This window comes from Zarconia sp., from assembly GCF_057467645.1.
The window spans coordinates 41,306-63,061 of record NZ_JBRJXU010000097.1 but is presented as its reverse complement, the minus strand read 5'-3'; the positions used below and the strand labels follow the sequence as shown (position 1 = coordinate 63,061).

Genomic DNA, 21,756 nt, shown 5'->3' with positions numbered 1-21,756 from the left:
TGGGGTGTGGGGTGTGGGGTGTGGGGACAGAACCGCGAGCGCGAATATGACCGAAAAATTGGGTGGTATCGTCAGCCCAGATGCTAACTCGTCCGCCGTCTCCCGATTGCAACGCATCGGCGAAAATTGAGGTTCGGGTATCGACAACGGTCTGTTGGGCTGTGGGAAGCGTGCCTAGACCGCCAAAGTCGCCGCCAATAAAGATATTTCCTCCGCCCCAATCCCCGGAAGCGTCGAGGGTTGCCCCGAACAAACCGACGCGGTTACCTAAAATTTGGATGTTGGTTGGATTGTGTGCGTTTCCTCGAACCGAAACCTCACCGCTGACGATCGCATCTCCCACCTGCGGCTCGATTTGGGTACTCGTCAGGGTAACGGTTCCATCGGGTTTTACGGTAACACTGCCTGCATCGTCGAGGTTACCGCCTGTGAGCAGTTCGGGTAAAGAGAGGGGGGTAAAGTTGGGATTCTCGATCGGGGAGACTTCCAAACTCAGGAGGTTCTCCCCCGCACTCAAGCGTACGAGATTTTCACCGGGAATGGCTGCCAGGGTAATGTTTCCCCCCGGTGCGGATAGGATGCCGTCGTTGAGAATCGTTCCTCCGAGTAAGCTTATATTTTCCCCCGCTGTGACGGCGAGTTCCCCAAAATTGGCGATGCTACCGGGGTTTGTCCCGTCGAAGCGAAAGGCATTGGGATCTCCGACTAAATTTGCCCAAGAGTGAGTACTGAAGGCATCGAACCAGCCGCCTTCTTCAAATCCAATCCCTGTCGCCGTCGTCGCGGTAAAGGATGCTGGCACGTCCAAGCGGGCTTGGGAACCGAAGACAATCCCGGCCGGGTTTAATAGGAATAGGTTGGCATCGCCCCCGCTCACTTGAATCAGACCGTTGATGTAAGAGGCATCGCCTCCCACCACTCGCCCGAGAATGTTTTGAATGGTGGGGTCCAAAATAAAGTTGGCGGTTTGCCCTTCGTTTAAGTCAAATCGATCGAAGCTGTGAAAAAGATTGCTGCCATCGCTCGATCGCTGTCCGCCTTGGATGTCGAAGCGATCGTTGTGGGGAGTGACTTGGGTTGCCGTGCCGTCTCCGGCGGGGATGGGTTGGGCGCTGACGGTGGTTGCAGCAGCCACTTGGGCGATCGCTACCGTACCGATCGCCCATCCAATCGTACGCTCTGGGCTAAAATACATCGATGCGCTAGGAAGTTTCATGTTTGGGGTGAGTTTTACAGTCTTGAAGGATGGGAGCCGATCGAGGAAAATTAGACTGCCGTTCTCCGCTCATCTAATGTCATGGGAAACAATAAATTTCTGTTTTAGGCAACAGATTCGGTATGCGTTCGCAAAATATAGAAAGGGAAAATCAAAGATGAATTAATGACTATAATATAGGTCTTTACTTTTTAGAAAACAATAACGATACGCTCCTATATTAAATCTTAATTATTTTAAGGAATAGCAGATGTATTTTAATAATTTATGTCTTGTGTATTTTATGAGTTGTTAAAATAATTCAAACTGTTCTATTCAAATCTTTCTATATTTGATTCGAATATATTTTTTTTGAGTTGAGGATTGATAAATTTTTTAGGTAATAAAAAAATTAATTCATATTTTAAAAAATATAATTTTATCGTAGTTTTTTGTCGATTCATTTAACTCCAATTATAGATTAACACTTTCAATAATTTACTGTCCAATTCAAATGAATCGATCTAATATGTTATACAAGTAGAAATACCCAATATCAATTTAGAAATTAATATTTTAGATTGGGATATCGTGATTGAATATGGTTTCGTGCTATCTCAAAGATCGGTTCGCAGCAATTCGATTTCCGGATTTTTAGTAAACGTCGTAGAACGTGACCTTTGAACTGAAAGATGAATATCTGTTTATCGATCGACGTAAGCATTGATGAAATGTGTCTTCCTTCGCTCGAATTCAGAATAAATCCTTGTCGGCACGCGATTCCCAGAGGAAATCTAACCATCTCGATCTCAAATCCAGAACAGACTGAGGATTTCCATCTGGCTCAAATCTGAATGACCGGTGTTTTCAAAAAAAATGAAACAATACGAAACCGCATATTGGAATCAAGTTCGCGATCTCTTTCGAGAAATTTGGGGATATTCAGATTTCCGCTATCCCCAAGGCGAAATTGTTCGTAGTTTATTGCAGCATCGAGATGCTCTTGTCATCTTACCCACTGGCGGCGGCAAATCTATTTGTTTTCAGCTTCCCGCCCTCCTGCAAACGGGATTGACTTTAGTGGTTTCCCCCCTAGTTGCCCTAATGGAAAATCAAGTGGGAGAATTGCACGATCTCTATCTGAGTGCAGCCACCCTGCACAACGAAATTCCCCGCCTTCAGTCCAAGCAGATTTTGCAAGACATCCGCCAAAATCGCCTTCGATTACTCTATCTTTCCCCGGAAACCCTGCTGAGTCCAAAACTGTGGGAAATCCTCTGCCAACCCCACCTTCCTATCAACGGTTTGATTCTCGACGAAGCTCATTGTTTGGTGCAGTGGGGAGAGACCTTTCGCCCGGCATACCGCCGTTTGGGGGCGGTTCGGGATGCCCTCCTGGCCGCCAAACCCCAGCAGCATTTACCCGTTGCCGCATTCACCGCCACGGCCAACCCCAATGCCCAGAAAACGATCTCTACCGCCTTGGGGTTGAAGTCCCCCCAGGTCTTTTTAGAAAATCCCTACCGCCCCAACCTCGCTTTGAGGGTGAAGATTGCCTGGACTCCCCGAGGCCGCAAGCAGCAGGTACTCAATTGGATTCGATCGCATCCCCGGCAATCGGGACTCGTCTACGTTCGCACTCGCAAAGATGGAGAAGCCCTAGTCGAGTGGTTGGGCGATCGCGGCTGCCGAACTGCTGCCTACCATGCAGGACTCGGACCCGACGAACGACGGGCGATCGAAACCCGGTGGATGGCGAACCAACTGCCCTTCGTTGTCTGTACTTCTGCCTTCGGCATGGGGGTCAACAAACCCGATGTCCGCTGGGTGATTCACTTCCAAGCTCCCACCCAACTGTCGGAATACGTTCAAGAAGTGGGGCGCGCGGGGCGAGATGGCAAACCGGCAGTGGCTCTGACTCTCGTCAGCGAACCGACGGGGTTTCTCGATGGCGAGGACAGACAGCGACGGGAATTTTTGCAACATCGAGAGCGATCGCTTTTGAGACGGGCCCAAAAACTGGCGAAGAAATTGCCCCGTCAAGGGGATGTGGGGAGCGTCAAAGAAAAATTTCGCGATGGGGAAATGGCGCTGTCAATTCTCCACAGTACCGGGCAACTTCAGTGGATCGATCCGTTTCGCTACCGCATCTCCCCATCTGTGGCTAAGGCAACCCACTCCAATATCACCGAGGATATCGTCCGCTATCTCAACACCCGCGACTGTCGCTGGAAATTCCTCCTGCAAGCCTTTGGTTTTTCAAAACAGGCACAGTCGATGCAGTGTGGAAAGTGCGATCGATGCGATCGATGGCAGTAAGGAAGTTTGGCGACTGCTATAGCAAGGGAAGAGAATGCGCATCTCAACAATTCGATCGCATTCCTCTTCTTCTCGATCCATAGTAGTTGGCGATCGATATAGATCCTGCAAAGAGTTGACCGGGAAAATTTGAAACGCCGTCGGGATAATGCCCCCGTACCGACCCCGTAAGAATAGCAACTGCTAGTGCGGTTAGGACAACACCGGACAATTGTGTAATTTGACCGAGGTCTTTCCCCGGTCGCCCACAGTCAATTGTGACCTAACCGATATAGCCACTGCTATAAGTGCTGGGGTCTACTTTGGGTCAAAATCGCGATAAATCCCGCGTGTTCGAATTTCGCACGTCCAAAGTCTTTCGATCGCCTTACTTTTAAAGCGTGCGATCGCTCTGTTCTTGGGTCACTTCTCGAACTGGAGCATTGTGGAGGCTGACTCCCACCCAAGCCAAACCGACGACTGCGACACCGATCGCCGCGACCAGTTTTGTAGCCCCCACATCTCTGATTATCCGTGAGAAGGTTCGACTTTGACGGCGCAGGTTTTGCCCTGCATCGAAAGGTTGAGTGGAAAACGGATCTCGAACAAAAATCCCACTCCAACAAATAATCAAACGCGCCTGACAGTGAGGACAAGTATAAAGGCCGCTGGGAATATGCCCCGAGCGAACTTCGTTTGCATGGTGACAAACGGGGCAAGTGACGGTGTGACGATTGAATAGATAAGCGCTCATTACAAAAAATAGAGGGATACGCAACCCCAAACTTGGGTCCAAACTTGGGATGTTGGAGAAGTCCGGCGAGGGGTGTACCGTCTTCCCCTACTTCGGTTGTAGCTTAAAGTTCTGCTCGATTTCCCTGTATATTTACTACTTTATCAAAATGGCGAGACTCGGTAGACTGGATCGGATGAGATTATCTTCAGGGAATTTTAACCGAACGCGGCTCTCGAACCTCTATCGCATCTCGATCGCCCCCTATGGATCGTAACTCAAGCCGCCCCCAATCTACGACGAGATCTAAAGCGACATCTGATAACCCGAAGGCAAAGAATGCCAAAGCCAAACGCAAGCGGGAACGGGAAGCAAAAGTTCGAGCGGGTTTGGTTCAACTCGACCTGTGGCTGAGAGGATGCGTGCGTCGAGGTATTGCTTCACTTCCCCCAAACTCCGATGAATTTGAGTCCGATCGATTTTGGGAGGAGATTGCCGCTCGGATGGTAGATGCCCAAGCCCCCGGTCTTGCTAGGGAGTTGCGATCGATGGCGAAAATTCCCCATTCAGAACCCCATTGGTGCGAGCGACTGCTAGAACGGTTGGGACGAATGCACTTGCTCGTGGAAGGGTTTTCCCGCCTGGAGACGTTATCCCCCGGTACGCAAGCGGACGTTCGCACCCAAATTGGTTGGACGCACGATCGAGACGGATTGTTGCAGCAGCCGGGAAAATGCGATCGCTGGTGGATTCTCGGGCAGCAGGTAGAAACCGATGCCGCAGCCACCGCCAATCTCAAGGCGCGGCGCGTTTGGTTGTGGGGAGAAGGTTGCGGGCAATACGCTCTGTTGCTCGATTTTGCTTACGGAGAGCGACCCTTCGAGGGAACTTGGCCTCCAGGAAAGGCGGTCGAGGGGGAGCTGGTATTCTACCCCAGTGCCTATCCCCTGCGAGGAGTTCTCAAACCCAATCTGAGATTGCACGCTCCGGAAAAATTTGCCCACATCCCCGGATTTGAGACGATTGCGACCGCTCTGGAGGGGTATAGTACGGCACTCGGGCAAAATCCCTGGCTCGATCGATTTCCCATGACGATCGCCCGTTGCATTCCTCAAGATCGGGGTCGAGTTCTCGAAGATGGCGATGGTTCGCGCCTACCCGTTACCCCAGAATTTTCCCAGGGATGGTCGTTGATGGCTGTATCTGGGGGTGAGGCGATCGCCCTATTTGGGGAATGGGATGGAATGTTCTTCTTCCCCTTAAGTGGCTTTGCCGAAGGTCGCTTTGTTCCGTTGTAACCTCAGGCGCGGCAGTGTCTGGCTTGGTTGGGGACGACCGGAACGGGGAATGGGGTGGCGCGGAGCTCGGGTTTCTCGTGGCAACTGAACCCATTCTCAATTATTCATTGTCCATTCACTCCCCCCGATCCACTCCACACCTCCCAATTCTCCCAAGAGTCGATCGCCTATCCCACATAATAAGAAGATGCCTTTCGTTCGGGACGATCGCTCATGCCTCGCACTCCCATTCTTTGGTTCGATCGCGGCACGTTAGTTCTGCATCCCCCACCTCGCGGTAAAGCCTGGGTGGATTACGCCACTTGGGACGATCGAATTGAAAAATTTCGCATCCCGGCTTTTCAGTATCGCTTCCTGGTGCAGGCGTTGTGGGCGGAGGCGACGGATTTTACCGATAATGCGAAGGACTTCGTGCCCTTGGAACTGAGGCCGAAGCTGGAAATGGAACCCTACCCCCACCAGCGAGAAGCCTTAGAAGCCTGGAAGCAGGGGGGACGATGCGGGGTCGTGGTGTTGCCTACCGCTGCTGGAAAAACCTATCTGGCGCAGTTGTGCTTGGAACAAACCCCCCGCAGTGCTTTAATCGTCGTGCCGACGCTGGATTTGATGCATCAGTGGTACGCCCACTTGCTGGCGGCGTTTCCCGATGCGGAGGTGGGGTTACTCGGTGGCGGTTCCCACGATCGCACGGCAATTCTGGTTTCGACCTACGATAGTGCGGCCATCAATGCGGAAAATTTGGGCGATCGCTATGGGTTGCTGATTTTCGACGAATGCCACCACTTGCCGACAGATTTCAACCGCGTCATCGCCGAACATTCGATCGCCCCGTACCGCCTGGGATTGACGGCCACCCCAGAACGCACCGACGGCCGGCATACGGAGTTAGACACCCTCATTGGTCCTCAAGTCTATCGCCGCACCCCGGAGGAGTTGGCGGGAGATGCTCTCGCCGAACACCGCATCGTCCAGATGAAGGTGAAATTATCCCAAGTCGAACGCGATCGCTACCAGACTTTAATTGCCGAACGCAATGCGTTTTTAAAACAAGCGAAAATTCGCTTGGGTAGTACCCACGGTTGGCAAAATTTTATCAAAGCCAGCGCTCGATCTTCCGCCGGACGACGGGCGATGAAAGCCCATCACGAAGCTAAAGCCATCGCCCTGGGGACGGAAGGAAAAATGAGAGTCCTCACGGAGTTACTTGCCAAACACTACCCCGAACGCACCCTGATTTTTACCAACGATAACGCCACTGTCTATCGTATTTCTCAAGATTTTTTGATTCCGGCGATTACCTATCAAACACCGGTGAAAGAACGCCATGAAATTCTCGCCCGATTTAAAGGGGGTGAGTACAAAACTTTGGTGGCTTCCCACGTTTTAAATGAAGGGGTGGACGTACCCGACGCGCGCATTGCCATTCTCCTTTCTGGTAGCGGTTCTCAGCGGGAATACATCCAACGGTTAGGGCGGGTTTTGCGTAAGGGCAGCGATCGTCAAAAATTGGCAATTTTATACGAGGTGGTGGCCGAAGATACCGTCGAGGAACGCACCTCCGAACGCCGTCGGGGTCCGACAAAAGTCGATCGCCCTGGGGAACAATCTCCACCCCCATCTCGACAGTTAGAATTAGTGCCTTCTCCATCCCCCGAATCTACCCCATCTCCGAAGGCTCCCATCCCCTTGTACGATCGCCGCCGATCGAAAACGCAACGGGCTGCGGAAACACATTCGGAATGGGACCCTGAGGGGGAAACAGCAACCGATGGAGAGGATAGAAAAGCAGATGTAGAAACATCTGAAGACGATCTGCTCGATCGATTCTAGAATTCCCCCACCTGTCATTGGTTCGTCGATCGTTGATTTAGCTAGAACGCGGATTTTCTCGTGTGATTTTCTGGTCGAGGCTGAGAGTTTTCAGCAATTTAGTGACACATTCGATCGTGACTATCCCGATAGACTCTAAATCATCTTGTAAAAGAAAAGAGAGGGTCTATGTTTTGCTCGCTCGCATAATTTCCGAGATTTTCAATTAATACTTATCCGAACTATAACGCTCTTTTAAATCATGTATTTCAAGAGAGATACCGCGTAAATTTTCCGCTCTCGATCGAATTCAGCTCTGAAAGTAATTCACAATGGTTTCACGATTAATCCTTGCAAACCTTCCCTCGAACTATAACGATCGAGCCACCTCTCTAATTTAATTCGTAAGGTTAGTATCAAAAATCGGGGGAATTACGCAGGTTGATATTCGCTAAAAATCGTTAAACTATAAGTACGGTAAAAGAACAACTCAAATGAATATTTTGTCGAGCCTCAGTTAACTCCAAAGTTCTCATTTTGAGTGTAGGTCGGTAGATCTAAATTCCATTATCTTCGCAATTTTTGAGAGCTAGGGATCGGGATACCAGCATCTCTACTGGGGAAAATAACCTTTAAGCCGACGGCAGATAGATGACTTTTGATGCGGTCGTCGATTTTATGTGTCATCGCTAAATTTCTTCTATTTTTGTTCGATTGTCAAAAAGATGAAGCTCCGAATCGGAGATTCACAAAACCCACACGTTCGTTCTTCATTCACCCAGGTTACTATCATGAGTTCTGAATTTGTAAAACAGGTTGTCACCCTCACCAACCAAGAACGCATTCAAAATGGTTTATCTCCCCTCAATTTCAACATTCAGTTGAACGCAGCAGCGCAAACCCACAGTCAAAATATGGCGCTGCAAGACTTTTTTAGCCACACGGGGGCGGATAATTCTTCTGTGAGCGATCGCATCCTTGCGACGGGATATGAATACTCGCGGAATGCGGAAAATATTGCAGCGGGATACACAACTCCAGAAGATGTTGTTACCGGCTGGATGAATAGTACCGGACATCGCGCCAATATTCTCAATGGGGATTTGCGCGAAATTGGCATCGGTTACTATTTCCTCGCCGACGATACCGGTTCGGAAAACTGGAACCATTACTGGACCCAGGTGTTTGGCACCCCCAGCGGCACGGCCTCTATCCCCATTCCCACCTCCGATCCTATTTTTGGAACCGCAAGCAACGACACCCTCGCTGGAGGAAGCGGAAGTGATGTCTTTTTAGGGTTTGATGGTAACGATTCCATTTCCGGTGGTCTCGGAGATGACGATCTATATGGCAATCGAGGAAACGACACGCTTTACGGGAATGAAGGCAGAGATATCGTTCGGGCTGGAAAAGATAACGATTTGGTGTTTGGCGGAGCTGGCGACGATCTGCATTTAAACGGGAATATCGGTAGCGACACGATTTTGGGGGGAGATGGTGACGACTCGCTCTATGGGGGTCAAGATGGCGATCGACTTGAAGGAGAAGCCGGTAACGACTATCTATCGGGAGATTTAGGAACCGATACGTTAATTGGCGGCGATGGCAACGATATTTATGCTTTACGAGGCGATACCTATGACATTGTTTACTATAACGATACCGAAGATTTTATTGCCTTGCCTGATGGTATTTCTTTTTCCGATTTAAGCTTTGTGGAAGGTTTTGATGAATTCGTTGCGGACGGTCAGGTAGAAACGCAAATTATTAACAGTAATACGAATCAAATGCTGGCCGTGCTTCCTGGAGTGAGTGCTTCATCCTTAAATTCGGAAGATTTCTTGGTTTAAGCCAGATTAGTTTAAGCCAAATCAGAAAAAAAGGTGACTCGATGAGTCACCTACATTTTCATAAAATTTAAGCTTTAATTCAGCTTCAAAAGCATTTTCTTAAGTTCGAGCGATGACTTAAGTTTAAGCGAGAACGAAATCCACTTCATCCGTGCCATCGGTGCTTCCCTGACCGGATTCAATTTTCTCGCCATTACTCGCGATTTCCACCGCAAACGGCACATCTTCCAACTTCACGTTGTAATCGGTGGCATCCGCCGTGTAGCCAACGCTGGCAACCATTTGCCGCCCAGCATCGGTGTACAGAAAAGCGAGGAGTTGATTCTTTTCTTTCTCGTTGTCGTAAGCCCAAATGACCATGTATTGCTGACCGTCATAGTCAAAGACTTTCGACGGACGAGTTGGCACGTAGCGACCGGGGGCACCGAAGCTGGCATCTAAAAATGACTGGACTGAATTGTCTTGAACGACGGCATAAGCCACTTCTTCCGCCGATGCGGGTTCAGCATCCGCCTCTTCTCCGCCCTCAATGACTTCTTCTTGACCGCGATTTTTAAAATAATCAACGGCTTTTTTGGTACCGATCGCACCCACAGCCGCTAGTCCGCCACCAATCAAGAGATTGCGAAGTTTTTTATTCATGAATACCCCAAAGTCAAGGTTAAGTATCGTGCATCATCGTATCATTCCCCAGTTTGGGTAAAACCCTTCAAAGCCATTGAGTTTTGAATTGATGACATCCTAAAAGTTGTACTCCGGAGCTTTCGTTTTTCTTTATAAATCGGTAATGGGGTTTGAATAAAGGATGGGTAGAAACGGGGAGACAAGGGGGACAAGGGTGAAGATCGTGGCAACTGACCTATTTTCCAATTGTCCGTTCGTCCATTTACTCCTCCCGAAGCCCCCCCCGACCCAAATTCAACCGATATCGGAAACTTGCCGTAGAGAAGGCGGGGGAAGAAAAACCCTCGCCAAAATAGACTACGCAGCAGCCGGGAAAACTAAACTCTCGATACCGTCAACAACCTTCATCGAATCAATGTGGGTACCCTTGGTGATTTCTCTTAAGACCTCTTTGCCGCCGGTGACGTAACCGAATACCGCATAGCGACCATCGAGCAAGTTCAGACCCGCAGGAGTGAGTTCCGGCTCGAATAGGAAAAAGAAGAATTGAGAAGACCCACCATTAACATCGGCATCCGGGTGAGCCATGGCTAAAGTGCCGTACGCAGAGAACGGTAACACCGGTTCTTCCCGATACAAACCGACTTCGTCGAGGGTAAAGCCGTAAACCGGCTCGTCTTCGCTGGTGACCCGAATTTCGAGGGGTATCGTCCGCTCTTGACCAGTACTGGGATCGATGAAACCATTTTCGGGCCCTTTGGGGTCTCCCGTTTGCAGAACGTAATATTCTTCGGCGCGGGTAAATTCGATATCGTCGTAGACGCCGCGTTGCACCAAATCGACGAAATTACCCGCCGTCACCGGTGCGTTATAGCCATCGACAACCATGGTGATGGTGCCGTATTCGGTTTGCATTTCCACCGTTGCCCGACCCTTGAGTTGGGGTAGGTTGGCATACTCGGCTGGCACTTCAAAGGGGAAACCGTTGACCATCAGCGCTTCGAGGGTTCCGATTTGTTCGATGATGGCAGCACGTTGCTCCCAAGTGCCGGATTTATCTTGAACTTCGACGATGTCCGCCATGCGATCGATACTTTGACCGATTTCGGCGATGATGTCCTGAGCTTGTGCCTGACTCGATTCGGGAATACTCGCAAGCAGTTCCTCTTGTTTGAAATTCAAAATATAGCGAGCGCTCTTGATATCGCTTTGAATTGCATTCCAGCGTCGGTTGGCTCGCAGTTGCGTGGCAATATCGTCAACCGATCTTTGCAATTTACGCACAGTTGGATTGTCGATGGGGAGAGCGTTTTCGAGCAGGAGCTGAGGATTACTAATGGGGTTTCCTTGGGGCATTCGACTTTCGCGCAGTTTATCGCGATCGCCCCCCCACCAGGCCGCACTCAAACTGACAGATAACAGCATCAAGACAACCGCAAGCAAACTTGTCTTGAGCCAGCGTTTCAATTCTTTCATTATTAACGCGATCGCTTTACGAGTTTTACTAGATTGAAAATGGGTAATCGAGGAGTTTCCACTTCGGGTCGGGCCCCTGGGGAGCGCTCTCGAACCCAATACGATCGCAGTACCGTCGATCGCCGTTTCTCTCGGGCTTCACAAACATCAAACAAACATCAAAAATGTTGAGGAACGTCCAACTTGCTTAATTTCGCCGAATGGGTTTGGGGTTCGATCCCAGCACGATCGAGGTTCGACTTCATTGGGAATCTCCGTTTTACCTTTCCCATCTTGCCATAGCACAGGGGGCCCAGGGATCTGGGGAGGCTTCGGAAACTGGGGGAGAGTGGAATGGACAATAGATAATTGACAATGGGTCAGTCGCGACGATGTTCTCCCTCTCCTCTTCCTGATTCTTCTTGTGTTCGCGTTCGGAGCGTCATTCTTCCCCTACGCCCCTCCACCCTGCTCGAATTTACCCAAAAGTTAAAAACCATTCCCAGCGAGTACCCCTCCCCCCCAAGCCCATACCTTAACTTCTGCGATCGAAGCGTCGAGAAAGGCACCGTCAAAGCGGTAAAATGGATTGCCGACTGTAGGTGCAACTTTGCAAAAAAATTCATGATCTCATCAAATGATTTTAGAACGGGTGTCACCATCGAGCTGGATGGGTCAGTTTGGCGGGTCGTAGAGTTTCTACACGTTAAACCGGGGAAAGGCTCGGCTTTCGTGCGCACGAAGCTGAAAAACGTGCAAACGGGAGGCACTGTCGAGCGAACCTTCCGAGCGGGAGAAACGGTTCCCCAAGCGAACCTGGAAAAAATAGTCATGCAATACACCTATAAAGACGGCGATCAGTACGTCTTTATGGATATGGAAACCTACGATGAGTCTCGTCTCAACCCCGACCAAATTGGTGATGGTCTCAAGTACCTCAAAGAGGGAATGGAAGTGAATATCATTCGCTGGGGAGACCAAGTTCTGGAGGTAGAATTACCCAATTCCGTCGTCTTGGAAGTGACCGATACGGATCCGGGTGTCAAGGGAGATACCGCAACGGGCGGAACCAAGCCGGCTATTGTGGAAACTGGGGCGCAAGTGATGGTGCCGTTATTTATTTCCATTGGCGAGCGCATCAAAATCGACACCCGCAACGATTCCTATTTGGGACGCGAATAAGTGGTTTCGAGCTGTCATCGATCGCGCTCGAACCCTAGATTGCCAAACCAAACGATCGTGCCGGACAAAGAATAAAGGACCAAAGCCGTGCAACTGGATTTCAACGAACTTCGCGAACTGTTGGCGACCCTCAACCAAACCGATATTACCGAACTAACCCTCAAAAGTGGAGAGTTCGAGCTGAAGGTTCGTAAAGGGGGAGGGGGTGATGGGACAGGAGTTTCCGTCGTCACCTCAACTCCTGGCGCTGGGGTCGAAGTCGGGTCTTTTGCCGTTCCCCCGCCTGCGGTTCCCATCGCGACTGTGCCTGCGGTCGATGCCGCCCTCGTCGATCGTCAGAGTGCGGCAGTCGGTGGGTCGCCGGGGAATGTGTCGGGAAGTGCGGCCGGGGTTGCGCCACCAGCTATCGAAGCGAAGTACGAAACAATTTCTTCTCCGATGGTGGGTACGTTTTACCGGGCGATTTCACCGGGAGAACCACCGTTTGTGGAAGTGGGCGATCGCATTAGTTCGAGCCAGACAGTTTGCATCATCGAAGCGTTTAAGGTGATGAACGAGGTGGAAGCGGAAATTTCTGGAGAAGTGGTGGAAATTTTAGTGGAAAATGGCGAGTCCGTTGAATTCGACCAACCCCTGATGCGGGTTAAGCCGAGCACCACTTGATCGGATCGATCTTAATATCCATGGATTTTCAGAAATTAATGTAGGCTGCTAGAATTTTGGGATCGCTAATTTTTGGGTTAAGTTTGATGAAACAACCTCAGCCGATACCACCAGAAGTGACACAGCAAGTTGCTGAATACTTCAGTATTCTGAGCGAACCAATGCGTTTGCGACTTTTGAACTTACTGCGCCAGCAGGAACGTTGCGTTCAAGAGTTGGTAGAAGCAACTCAGACGAGTCAAGCCAATGTTTCCAAACACCTGAAAGTCATGTTGCAAGCGGGGATTCTCAGTCGCCGCAGCGAGGGCACGTCCGCTTATTATCGGGTAGAAGACGAGCTGATTTTTCAGTTGTGCAATCTCGTGTGCGATCGCCTCGCCGCTCGCATCGAGCAGCAGGCCCGCCATTTTCGTGCCTTTGGGACTTCGACCCAACCTCCCCGGGTTCCCGATGTTCGTAAGGCGAAAAAGACCCGCCAGCGGGTGGAGGTTCTAGAACCTTACCTGGAGCCGGAAGAGCCATAATTACCGATCTGAAAGTTTCAACATTGAATCGATTACACGTCTGTTTCAAACATTTAAACGTAAGATGCTCGCGGATTTGATACCCTAAACTCATGACACGCCTCGATCGTATCTGCTGTTTTTATCGATTGTTTAATCATGATGGAAGAGTGAGTTTCGACGATGGGTATTCGTTTTTTAGTCAAGACCTTGTTTCGTTTGTTCTTTAAAAAAAATATAAAAGTTGACCAATTTTTTTTGTCTCGCTTCGAAAGAAATTCAACCCATAGCATTAAATTCAATTTAAGAGAGTAGAAATTATCGTTATCCTATTTCGAGATTAGAAATGGGTCACAAAATCAGGTTGGCACCACAAAAATGGACGCTTATATTCCTCGGTTTCCCTTTTTTACTGGGGATTCTGTTACTCGCTTTTTTTGGACCGGTTTTCCTTTTTTGCGATCGCGTGGGTTCTACTCAAGTGAATTGCTCGATCGAACGAAAAGTTCTATTGGGATTGGTGACAACGAACCGGATTACGATCGAGTCTGTAACAGAAGCCAGAGTCGATCGGAAAATTCAACGAAAAACGGAAGGTGACGATCGAGGACCTCGGCAGGTAGAAACTCCGGTATATGGAGTTTTGCTCTTAGGAAATCAAAATGTTGTTTTGAATTCTTATGGGTACAATCCGGAGCGAGAACAAGCTATTGTCGATCGAATTAACGAATTTTTGAAGACCTCCGAAACCTCTTCTTTAGTGGTTCGGGAAACTAATAGCAGTTCCAATTTTTTAGGATTGGGTTTGATGATTCTTCCGAGCGCAATTCTCGCTTGGAATCGAATTAAAAAACGGTAATCTAAAGGTGAGAATTCAGCCATTAGCCGTCAGCATGGGGCTTTATACAAGTTCGAAGAACTCAAATCCAAACAGATTCGTAGACTCAAAATCGATTCTCCCCTTCATTCAGATATTGTGCCCTCTACCGGTGCAGTCTAAGATGATTGAGGAATGCAGTTTATGAAAACAATTTAGTAAAAATAAGATGAAAGTAGCGATCGCGGGGGCGACGGGTTTTGTTGGCAGTCGATTAGTCGAAGTTCTCCGGCAGCAAGACCATCAGATTTTAGTCCTCACTCGCAATCTCGATAAAGCCAAGCGGATGTTTCCACCGAGTGCTTTTCCCAAGCTGGAAATCGTCAGCTACACGCCTACCCAGTCGGGACCTTGGCAGGAGTCGATTTCCGGGTGTGATGGTGTGGTGAATCTGGCCGGTGCGCCGATTGCTGAGGAACGCTGGACCCCCGAACGCAAGCGAGAAATTTTGGAGAGTCGCCAACTGGGAACGCAAAAAATCGTCGAAGCGATCGCCTCTGCCGGAACCAAACCTGCAGTATTGGTGAATGCGTCGGCGATTGGCTACTATGGCAGCAGCGAAACCGCCACCTTTGACGAAACCAGTGCCTCGGGAGATGATTTTCTCGCCCAAGTCTGTCAGGCATGGGAAGCGGAAGCCGAGAAGGTCAAAGAAACGGGAACTCGCCTGGTGATTTTGCGATCGGGTATTGTTTTAGGCATGGGCGGGGCGATCGCGAAAATGCTACTGCCCTTCAAACTCTTTGCAGGAGGTCCGTTGGGTGATGGCACACAGTGGTTTTCTTGGATTCACCGCGACGATATCGTGAATCTGATTGTGTATGCCCTCACCCACCCCCAAATGCAGGGTACGTTCAACGCCACGGCCCCCAATCCCGTCCGCATGAACGAACTGTGTAAAACTCTTGGGGAAGTCATGGGTCGTCCGTCCTGGCTGCCCGTCCCGGATTTTGCCTTGGAGTTACTCCTGGGAGAAGCCGCGCAGGTGGTGCTTGAAGGTCAGCAAGTTTTGCCGAAACGGACGTTGGAGTCGGGCTTCGAGTATCAATATACGACTGTCGATCCGGCGTTGAAACAAGTGGTTCGCGAAGCGAATTTGTAGGGCATCGGCAGAGATCCCGTTGCATTTGGGCATCGATCCCGTCGGAAAATAGGCATAAAAAATCCTGGGAATAATATCCCAGGAGGTTCTATATTCGTTTTCACGCTTTTCTTACACCGGATTCGATCGACTGTGGGACTGACTCTCCCGCACAATCGAACCTGAAGAATAAGAAAATTAAACCGGCCCCAGCTCAATGGGTACCGATTATTTTTGCCAACCCACGACAATCGTTTTCAGGCTTAATGTTGCCGTGAATTTAGACTGTAGAGTCCATTGCGACGGGTGACAAATACGCGCTTGTCCTTATTTTTTATCCTAAGAGTCTAGATTCGATCGCCCGATCGATGTGTGACAGTTCCCGCGCAAGTCTGGGAGGATATGACACTCGTTGCGATCGCTAGGCGCATTGTCCTGAGAACAAACAGCACACAGGGGTCTTGACTCCAGTGCGCGATTCTCCTGCATGAGACGCTTCGCGAACGCATCCAGTGCGAACGGCATTCTCATTTGACACTCCCTTATCCTTTCCCTTCTCTGGCCGATGTCTAATGTTTAATTCTCTCCAAAGCCTTCCCTAACCCCCCCACCCCGACCTGATATAGTAATCGGAAAGTCTCTGGAACTGGGTAAATATGACTAAAGTGCGCGTTGGACTGCTATTTGGCGGGAGATCGGGAGAACATGAAGTGTCCATTAGTTCGGCACGGGCGATCGCCCGTGCGTTTGCCGACTCTGCCAACGCCAGCAAGTACGAACTTCACCCTTTCTACATCCAGAAAAATGGGATTTGGCTCGGAGATGAGGCCGCGGGGCAAGTTCTCGAATCGGGAACTCCGCGATCGTCGGAGACTCCAGACCCCACGCAACTGTGGCAGTTTCCCCCCCAAGCCGCGCAAATGGATGTCTGGTTTCCCATTCTCCACGGTCCTAATGGGGAAGATGGAACCGTGCAAGGATTATTGAGTTTGATGCAAGTGCCCTTCGTGGGAACGGGGGTATTGGGTTCGGCAGCCGGGATGGACAAACTGGCGATGAAAACGATGTTCGATCGCGCTGGACTCGCCCAGGTTCAATATATGGCTGTCACCCGCGAACAGGTGTGGTCGAATCCCTGCATTTTTCCCAAACTCTGCGACGATATCGATAGCACCCTGGGTTATCCCTGTTTCGTCAAACCCGCCAATCTCGGATCTTCTGTGGGGATTGCCAAGGCCAAAAACCGCGCCGAACTCGAAAAAGCCCTCGACAACGCCGCTAGTTACGATCGCCGCATTATCGTCGAAGCGGGAGTCAACGCGCGGGAAGTTGAATGCGCCGTTCTCGGTAACGATAATCCTCAGGCTTCCGTCCCTGGAGAGATTACCTTCGAGAGCGACTTTTACGACTACGAAACCAAATATACTGAGGGTTTAGCGGACTTACACATTCCAGCCCCCATCCCCGAGGCGATCGCCACCCGGATTCGGGAGATGGCGGTACGAGCTTTTCTGGCCCTGGATGGAGCCGGGTTGGCAAGGGTAGACTTTTTCTATGTCGAAGCCACCGGAGAGGTCTTAATTAACGAAATTAATACCCTTCCCGGCTTCACTGCTACCAGTATGTATCCCCAACTCTGGGCAGCCACGGGTATCCCGTTCCCCCAACTGGTCGATCGCCTCATCCAATGCGCGATCGAACGTCACGCTCCTACTCCGTAACTCACTTTGCTTGACTGCTGATGCCTCCCTCACCCCCTCCCGATGGTGCTGACGATCGCACCGATCTGCCTTCCCCCGCTCCGATCTCCGAGACTAGAGAGATGTTCGTCCCTCAAGTTCCCAAAGGTGTGGTGAGATCGGAACCCAGGCGCGTATCCGAACCCCGCCTCTACCCCATCTGGTTGCCCTACGTCCTTTACTTAGTGCTGGTACTCCTGGGGGTGGGGGCGATCTGTGGTGGCACGATCGCCTATTACGCCCTCACCGATCCGGGTCATCTCGCCCCGAAATCTAAACCCCCTCGTAAGGAGGTACGGTTTTCTCGATGGACGGTGGTGGCAATTGGCATGACTTGTACTGCTGGTTCCCTACTGATTGCCAACCGAATTGAAAATGATTAACGTCAGATCGGGCTCGGACTATTTCTGGTGAGGGTTGAGAATTTTAGATTTTAGATTTTAGAGTTTGGTGAATTATCCAGGTTCAGACGACTTTGAAGGGTAATGCCACGATCGAATCAGCTTTTCAGCCAACGATAGAATTCAAGTGTCAGCTTATCCCGAACTCACGTTTACTAACTCTTCCTTGTCTCCCTGGTCCCCTTGTCTCCCCAAGCCCCCAAGAGCTAACGACGCCTCCTTTCTCTTAACTGGGTGTCAGATAAGACTGAATCAGTTCTCGCACTTTTTTGACCTGGAAACTTTTCGTCAGTTGGCGAATTTTGCTGGCAAATGGCTCTAAGGTAATATCGCTAAGTTCGAGTTCGTTCACTTCCCGTTCGATCGCTTTGATATTGCCCCGACGGGCTAAATCGTAGAGCTTCTGCAAAATCTCCTCACTGGGTACGGTGGTGGGTGCAGCAGGGGTATTGCCATTCGTTCTGGAGGATTCTGGAGCAACCGCGATGGGTTCTTCGTAAATCCACTTGCAGCCGATCGCCTTTTCTAGGGCCGCTAGGAGTTGGTCGATGGAGACGGGTTTGGGTAAAAAGTCATCGCCTCCCGCATCTAAGGCGGCTTGGCGATCGGATTCAAATACGCTCGCAGAAGAAACGATAATCTTTATATCCTTCAGTTGAGGGGAAGACCGGATGCGGGCAATCATCTCAAACCCATTCATCACCGGCATCGCCACATCAGTGACGATCGCATCGGGCAGACATTCTTGCGCTTTTTCCAATCCTTCTTGCCCGTTTGTGGCTTCAATGGCGTCGATCCCAAGGGGTTCGAGTAGGTTGACCATGACCGATCGATTCTGCCAGTTATCGTCAACTAATAAGATCTTGGGTCTGGTTCCCTCAATGCCAATAATTTTGCGATTGTCAGGCACGGAGGATATTTCGATCCAGTCTTGGGCAATGGGTAGCACCAAATCGATCTCGAAAGTACTGCCTTCCCCCAGTTGACTGGTGACTTTGAGTTCGCTGCCCATCATCTGAACGATTTTCTGGCTGATAGCGAGTCCCAATCCCGTTCCTTCGGCCTGCTTTTTGGTATCTCCCACTTGTTCGAAGGGCAAGAAAATCTTTTGGATTTGAGCTGGACTCATGCCCACACCGGTATCTTCGATTTGGAAGAGAATCTGTCGATGGGAAGTGGTCGTGCGAGTGGGATCTGGGGAAGCACTACCGACATCTCGAACCGTCAGAGTCACGCCGCCGGTTTCGGTAAATTTAATGGCATTGCCCAGAAGGTTGATGAGTACTTGACGCAGGCGTTTTTCATCGGCTTGAATCCCGGCGGGTAACTGGGGATCGAACTTTTCGGTAAAGCTAATTCCTTTTTGTTGGGCTTTGATGGAGCAAATTTGCGCCACTCCTTTTAAAAAGGAGGATAAATGAAACTCGTGGGGGTGGAGTTCGAGTTTTCGGGCTTCAATTTTGGAGAGATCGAGAATGTCGTTAATTAAGGTCAGCAGGTGGGAACCGCACTGGTGGATGATGCCGAGTCCATCTTGTTGTTTGGATGTGGTGTTTCGATCGCGCTGCAAGATTTCGGCGTATCCCAAAATCCCGTTGAGGGGGGTGCGCAGTTCGTGGCTCATATTGGCCAAGAATTCGCTTTTGGCGGAGTTGGCCGTATCGGCGAGCTTTTTGGCTTCTTGCAGTTCGCGAGTGCGTTCGCTGACTTTTGCTTCGAGGGTTTGGGAATATTCTTTGAGGCGATCGTTGGCATCTTCGAGTTGGAGATTGGTATCTTCAAGTTGGAGGTTGGTTGCTGCCAGCCGAGCGTTCGCCCGTTTGAGTTGCCAATAACTGTGGTAGTTGGTGGCGATCGCCGCTGAAATACAGATCGCGATCGTCGGTGAAACCACCGGAACGAACCAACCCATTAAAAAAGCGATATAGCCGAAGGTCACCAGACTCACCACCGACCCGGAAATCACGAGAATCGTGCTGACGAAAAAGAAGGTTTTTCCAAATCGATTGGCTTGTAAGAGCTTCCAACTTCCTGCGGCCCCCACCAGGGACCAGAGCAACACCCAGACGGTTTCTTGCTTGTGATTCCACGATCGCAAAAACGAATGACCATCTAAAGCCGCACTCAAAATTTGACTGGTAATGTGAGCGTGAACTTCTACACCGGGCATTTTCTCGGGATACGGGGTGAAGAAGAAGTCGTTGGTACTTTCTGCGGTGGGACCGATGAGAACGAGGCGATCGCGCATGAATTCCGGGTCGAAGTTACCCGAAAGTACGTCTCTCATCGGAATTTCGTGGAAACGATTCACCGCCCCTCGGTAGTTCAAAAAAATTTGATAGCCACCGAAGTCGTGTCCGCCTCCTTTGTAGGGTACTTCATTACCGATCAGGGGAATGAAGAGTGCTTTCCCCAAACGGTAATATTTGTTCTCGCGATCGATGAATTCGAGTTCGAGCTGGTGTCTTGAAGATAGATAATCTAGGGCTAAGCGGGTTCCAAATCCCGGCTTGTCGCTGGCGTAAATCAGTGCTCTGCGAATTTTACCATCGGCATCTTCGACGAGATCGGCGAGTGCCACTCGATTCGCTTCGGCCAGAGCGGGGGGCGGTCCCACCACTTGTTCCCCTTGTTCCCCAATGGCTTTTTCCACGCCGATCAGGTTGGGGGTGTTTTGGAAAATTTCGACGAGTCGCTCGTGACCCGGTGGCTCGGGTAAATCGCGATAAAGATCGATCCCGATCGCTGCCGGTTGCTCGGCCGAAATTTTCTCGATCAGTTGGGCGAGCACGGCATCGGGAATGGGCCAATTCTCAACGCGGGAGATATCTTCTTCATCGATCGTCACGATGGTAATTCGTCGATCGACGGGTTCCTGGGGTCGCCATTCAAAAAATCGATCGAATGTTGCCCATTCTAAAATTTGAAACCAACCGAAAGTACCCCCAACGATAACGCAACCTGCGACGCTGGGGGCAATGAGAAACACTCCTCGCCACTCTTTCAGGAGTTGTTTGAACTTAAGCCACATTGACCATTTTCTGAAACTACTCGGTTAGGGGTTCGGTGACCAAGATCGGATTCGCCGCATAATCACCCAAACCGACTTGTTCTAGCAACTCCGTCCATTCAGACACCAAGTTATTATTGTCGGGTTCCGAGCGTTTGAGTTCGACCAACGTGGTGAGCGTATCGTACCAAACGCCTTGCCGACCGTAGGATGCAGCTAGCTCCAATGAGGTTCCCGATCTCGCTTGAGCCGCAAGGGTCGGGTCGGGTACGATCCGCTCGATCCAACCGGAAATGCTCGGAGAGTCCGGACGCAACCGCTCTCCTTCGAGGGTGACAAAATACCATTCGTAATGTTTGCCAGCTTCGAGAGGGGGAGCGTCGTCGGGCATCGTAAAACTAATAATACCTTTGCGACTGGTAATGGGCAAAATGGTTTGATAGTAGCTGTTTCGATCTTCGTCTTGCAAGCTGAAAAAGACTCGTTTGACGGAAGTCGGCGGCATGTAGATGTAAAAAGTCGGTCGCTCGGAAACCGTTCTACCGTGGTTGGTGTTGGGAATCAGGGCGGTCACGAAATACTGCTCGCCGCGAGAACCGGCTCCTGTGGTGGTATTTGGGGATTCGGACCCGGGGGTTTCAAAGGTTACTTCTCCACGAGACGCCCCACCAGTGGTTTGGGTGGGAGCATCCGTTCCGGGGGTTTCAAAGACCGTATCCGATCGAGATGCGCCGCCAGTGGTTCGCGCGGGAGCATCCGTTCCGGGGGTATCGAAGATGACTTGTCCGCGCGAGACATCCCCATCCCCGATCTCTGGATTGGTGACTTCGGGGAGGGTAAATTCGATCCTTCCCCGAGACGCACCGTCTGAAGAACGACGGGGAGCTTCATAGCTGGGAACTTCAAAGGTCACCGCTCTCGCCCAATAGAACCAGCTCGTCCCTGCGACTAGACCGATACTGGTAAGAATAGAAACAAGAGACTCTTTGGGCCACTTTTTCTGCTTAGCCATAACTTACCCTCTGAAAATTGGTCTGT

The 21,756-nt window shown here is 50.4% G+C and carries 17 protein-coding genes; 11 read left to right on the top strand and 6 right to left on the bottom strand.

Annotation, left to right across the window (positions count from 1 at the left end):
• Window positions 1–1,216: filamentous hemagglutinin N-terminal domain-containing protein (locus AC2215_RS14700; RefSeq protein WP_486810762.1), on the bottom strand; the 1,216-nt coding region annotated here is incomplete at its 3' end.
• An 855-nt stretch (window positions 1,217–2,071) separates the two neighbouring features.
• Between AC2215_RS14700 and AC2215_RS14695 the strand changes: the two genes are divergently transcribed.
• Window positions 2,072–3,514, top strand: a complete 1,443-nt coding sequence (locus AC2215_RS14695) for a RecQ family ATP-dependent DNA helicase (protein ID WP_486810761.1) — start codon at window positions 2,072–2,074, stop codon at window positions 3,512–3,514.
• A gap of 373 nt (window positions 3,515–3,887) precedes the next feature.
• Here the strand turns inward: AC2215_RS14695 and AC2215_RS14690 are convergent, their stop codons facing one another.
• The gene (locus AC2215_RS14690; protein ID WP_486810760.1) at window positions 3,888–4,247 is read right to left on the bottom strand and encodes a hypothetical protein; all 360 of its coding nucleotides are present in this window, start codon (window positions 4,245–4,247) and stop codon (window positions 3,888–3,890) included.
• A 245-nt stretch (window positions 4,248–4,492) separates the two neighbouring features.
• Between AC2215_RS14690 and AC2215_RS14685 the strand changes: the two genes are divergently transcribed.
• From AC2215_RS14685 to AC2215_RS14675, 3 genes are all read left to right on the top strand, one after another.
• Window positions 4,493–5,524, top strand: coding sequence for a hypothetical protein (locus tag AC2215_RS14685; protein WP_486810759.1), 1,032 nt, complete (start codon window positions 4,493–4,495; stop codon window positions 5,522–5,524).
• A 213-nt stretch (window positions 5,525–5,737) separates the two neighbouring features.
• Window positions 5,738–7,354 (top strand): DEAD/DEAH box helicase, encoded by a 1,617-nt coding sequence (locus tag AC2215_RS14680; RefSeq protein WP_486810758.1) that lies wholly within the window; start codon window positions 5,738–5,740, stop codon window positions 7,352–7,354.
• A 770-nt stretch (window positions 7,355–8,124) separates the two neighbouring features.
• Window positions 8,125–9,183 carry a CAP domain-containing protein gene (locus tag AC2215_RS14675; RefSeq protein WP_486810757.1) on the top strand — a complete coding sequence of 353 codons (1,059 nt, stop codon included), beginning with the start codon at window positions 8,125–8,127 and terminating at the stop codon, window positions 9,181–9,183.
• Between the two features lie 123 nt (window positions 9,184–9,306).
• Here the strand turns inward: AC2215_RS14675 and AC2215_RS14670 are convergent, their stop codons facing one another.
• Window positions 9,307–9,825 carry a hypothetical protein gene (locus AC2215_RS14670; RefSeq protein ID WP_486810756.1) on the bottom strand — a complete coding sequence of 173 codons (519 nt, stop codon included), beginning with the start codon at window positions 9,823–9,825 and terminating at the stop codon, window positions 9,307–9,309.
• Window positions 9,826–10,164: 339 nt separating this feature from the next.
• Window positions 10,165–11,283: a peptidylprolyl isomerase gene (locus AC2215_RS14665; protein WP_486810755.1), complete on the bottom strand. Its 1,119-nt coding sequence runs from the start codon at window positions 11,281–11,283 to the stop codon at window positions 10,165–10,167.
• A 603-nt stretch (window positions 11,284–11,886) separates the two neighbouring features.
• Here AC2215_RS14665 and efp point away from each other — a divergent pair.
• The 7 genes from efp (at window position 11,887) to AC2215_RS14630 (ending at window position 17,690) form a co-directional block, all read left to right on the top strand.
• Entirely contained in the window at window positions 11,887–12,444 is a 558-nt protein-coding gene (efp, locus tag AC2215_RS14660; RefSeq protein ID WP_486810754.1) for an elongation factor P, read from the top strand.
• A gap of 87 nt (window positions 12,445–12,531) precedes the next feature.
• Window positions 12,532–13,107 carry an acetyl-CoA carboxylase biotin carboxyl carrier protein gene (gene accB, locus AC2215_RS14655; protein ID WP_486810753.1) on the top strand — a complete coding sequence of 192 codons (576 nt, stop codon included), beginning with the start codon at window positions 12,532–12,534 and terminating at the stop codon, window positions 13,105–13,107.
• Window positions 13,108–13,193: 86 nt separating this feature from the next.
• A complete protein-coding gene (locus AC2215_RS14650; RefSeq protein ID WP_486810752.1) occupies window positions 13,194–13,631 on the top strand; it encodes an ArsR/SmtB family transcription factor in 438 nt (145 codons plus the stop codon).
• A gap of 445 nt (window positions 13,632–14,076) precedes the next feature.
• Window positions 14,077–14,469, top strand: a complete 393-nt coding sequence (locus tag AC2215_RS14645) for a hypothetical protein (RefSeq protein ID WP_486810751.1) — start codon at window positions 14,077–14,079, stop codon at window positions 14,467–14,469.
• 187 nt (window positions 14,470–14,656) lie between these two features.
• Window positions 14,657–15,589: a thylakoid membrane protein ThyD gene (thyD, locus tag AC2215_RS14640; RefSeq protein ID WP_486810750.1), complete on the top strand. Its 933-nt coding sequence runs from the start codon at window positions 14,657–14,659 to the stop codon at window positions 15,587–15,589.
• 635 nt (window positions 15,590–16,224) lie between these two features.
• Window positions 16,225–17,289, top strand: coding sequence for a D-alanine--D-alanine ligase family protein (locus AC2215_RS14635; protein ID WP_486810749.1), 1,065 nt, complete (start codon window positions 16,225–16,227; stop codon window positions 17,287–17,289).
• 20 nt (window positions 17,290–17,309) lie between these two features.
• Window positions 17,310–17,690: a hypothetical protein gene (locus AC2215_RS14630; protein ID WP_486810748.1), complete on the top strand. Its 381-nt coding sequence runs from the start codon at window positions 17,310–17,312 to the stop codon at window positions 17,688–17,690.
• A gap of 244 nt (window positions 17,691–17,934) precedes the next feature.
• Here the strand turns inward: AC2215_RS14630 and AC2215_RS14625 are convergent, their stop codons facing one another.
• Both AC2215_RS14625 and AC2215_RS14620 read right to left on the bottom strand, forming a co-directional pair.
• On the bottom strand, window positions 17,935–20,739 hold the full coding sequence (locus tag AC2215_RS14625; RefSeq protein ID WP_486810747.1) for a CHASE2 domain-containing protein: 2,805 nt from the start codon (window positions 20,737–20,739) through the stop codon (window positions 17,935–17,937).
• A 16-nt stretch (window positions 20,740–20,755) separates the two neighbouring features.
• The gene (locus AC2215_RS14620; protein WP_486810746.1) at window positions 20,756–21,730 is read right to left on the bottom strand and encodes a DUF928 domain-containing protein; all 975 of its coding nucleotides are present in this window, start codon (window positions 21,728–21,730) and stop codon (window positions 20,756–20,758) included.
• Between the last annotated feature and the right edge of the window lie 26 nt (window positions 21,731–21,756).

Bases quoted from the DNA above. Each gene is read 5' to 3' on its own strand.
- AC2215_RS14695 (WP_486810761.1), top strand. From the start codon at position 2,072: ATGAAACAATACGAAACCGCATATTGGAATCAAGTTCGCGATCTCTTT.
- AC2215_RS14690 (WP_486810760.1), bottom strand. From the start codon at position 4,247: ATGAGCGCTTATCTATTCAATCGTCACACCGTCACTTGCCCCGTTTGT.
- AC2215_RS14685 (WP_486810759.1), top strand. From the start codon at position 4,493: ATGGATCGTAACTCAAGCCGCCCCCAATCTACGACGAGATCTAAAGCG.
- AC2215_RS14680 (WP_486810758.1), top strand. From the start codon at position 5,738: ATGCCTCGCACTCCCATTCTTTGGTTCGATCGCGGCACGTTAGTTCTG.
- AC2215_RS14675 (WP_486810757.1), top strand. From the start codon at position 8,125: ATGAGTTCTGAATTTGTAAAACAGGTTGTCACCCTCACCAACCAAGAA.
- AC2215_RS14670 (WP_486810756.1), bottom strand. From the start codon at position 9,825: ATGAATAAAAAACTTCGCAATCTCTTGATTGGTGGCGGACTAGCGGCT.
- AC2215_RS14665 (WP_486810755.1), bottom strand. From the start codon at position 11,283: ATGAAAGAATTGAAACGCTGGCTCAAGACAAGTTTGCTTGCGGTTGTC.
- efp (WP_486810754.1), top strand. From the start codon at position 11,887: ATGATCTCATCAAATGATTTTAGAACGGGTGTCACCATCGAGCTGGAT.
- AC2215_RS14650 (WP_486810752.1), top strand. From the start codon at position 13,194: ATGAAACAACCTCAGCCGATACCACCAGAAGTGACACAGCAAGTTGCT.
- thyD (WP_486810750.1), top strand. From the start codon at position 14,657: ATGAAAGTAGCGATCGCGGGGGCGACGGGTTTTGTTGGCAGTCGATTA.
- AC2215_RS14635 (WP_486810749.1), top strand. From the start codon at position 16,225: ATGACTAAAGTGCGCGTTGGACTGCTATTTGGCGGGAGATCGGGAGAA.
- AC2215_RS14630 (WP_486810748.1), top strand. From the start codon at position 17,310: ATGCCTCCCTCACCCCCTCCCGATGGTGCTGACGATCGCACCGATCTG.
- AC2215_RS14625 (WP_486810747.1), bottom strand. From the start codon at position 20,739: ATGTGGCTTAAGTTCAAACAACTCCTGAAAGAGTGGCGAGGAGTGTTT.
- AC2215_RS14620 (WP_486810746.1), bottom strand. From the start codon at position 21,730: ATGGCTAAGCAGAAAAAGTGGCCCAAAGAGTCTCTTGTTTCTATTCTT.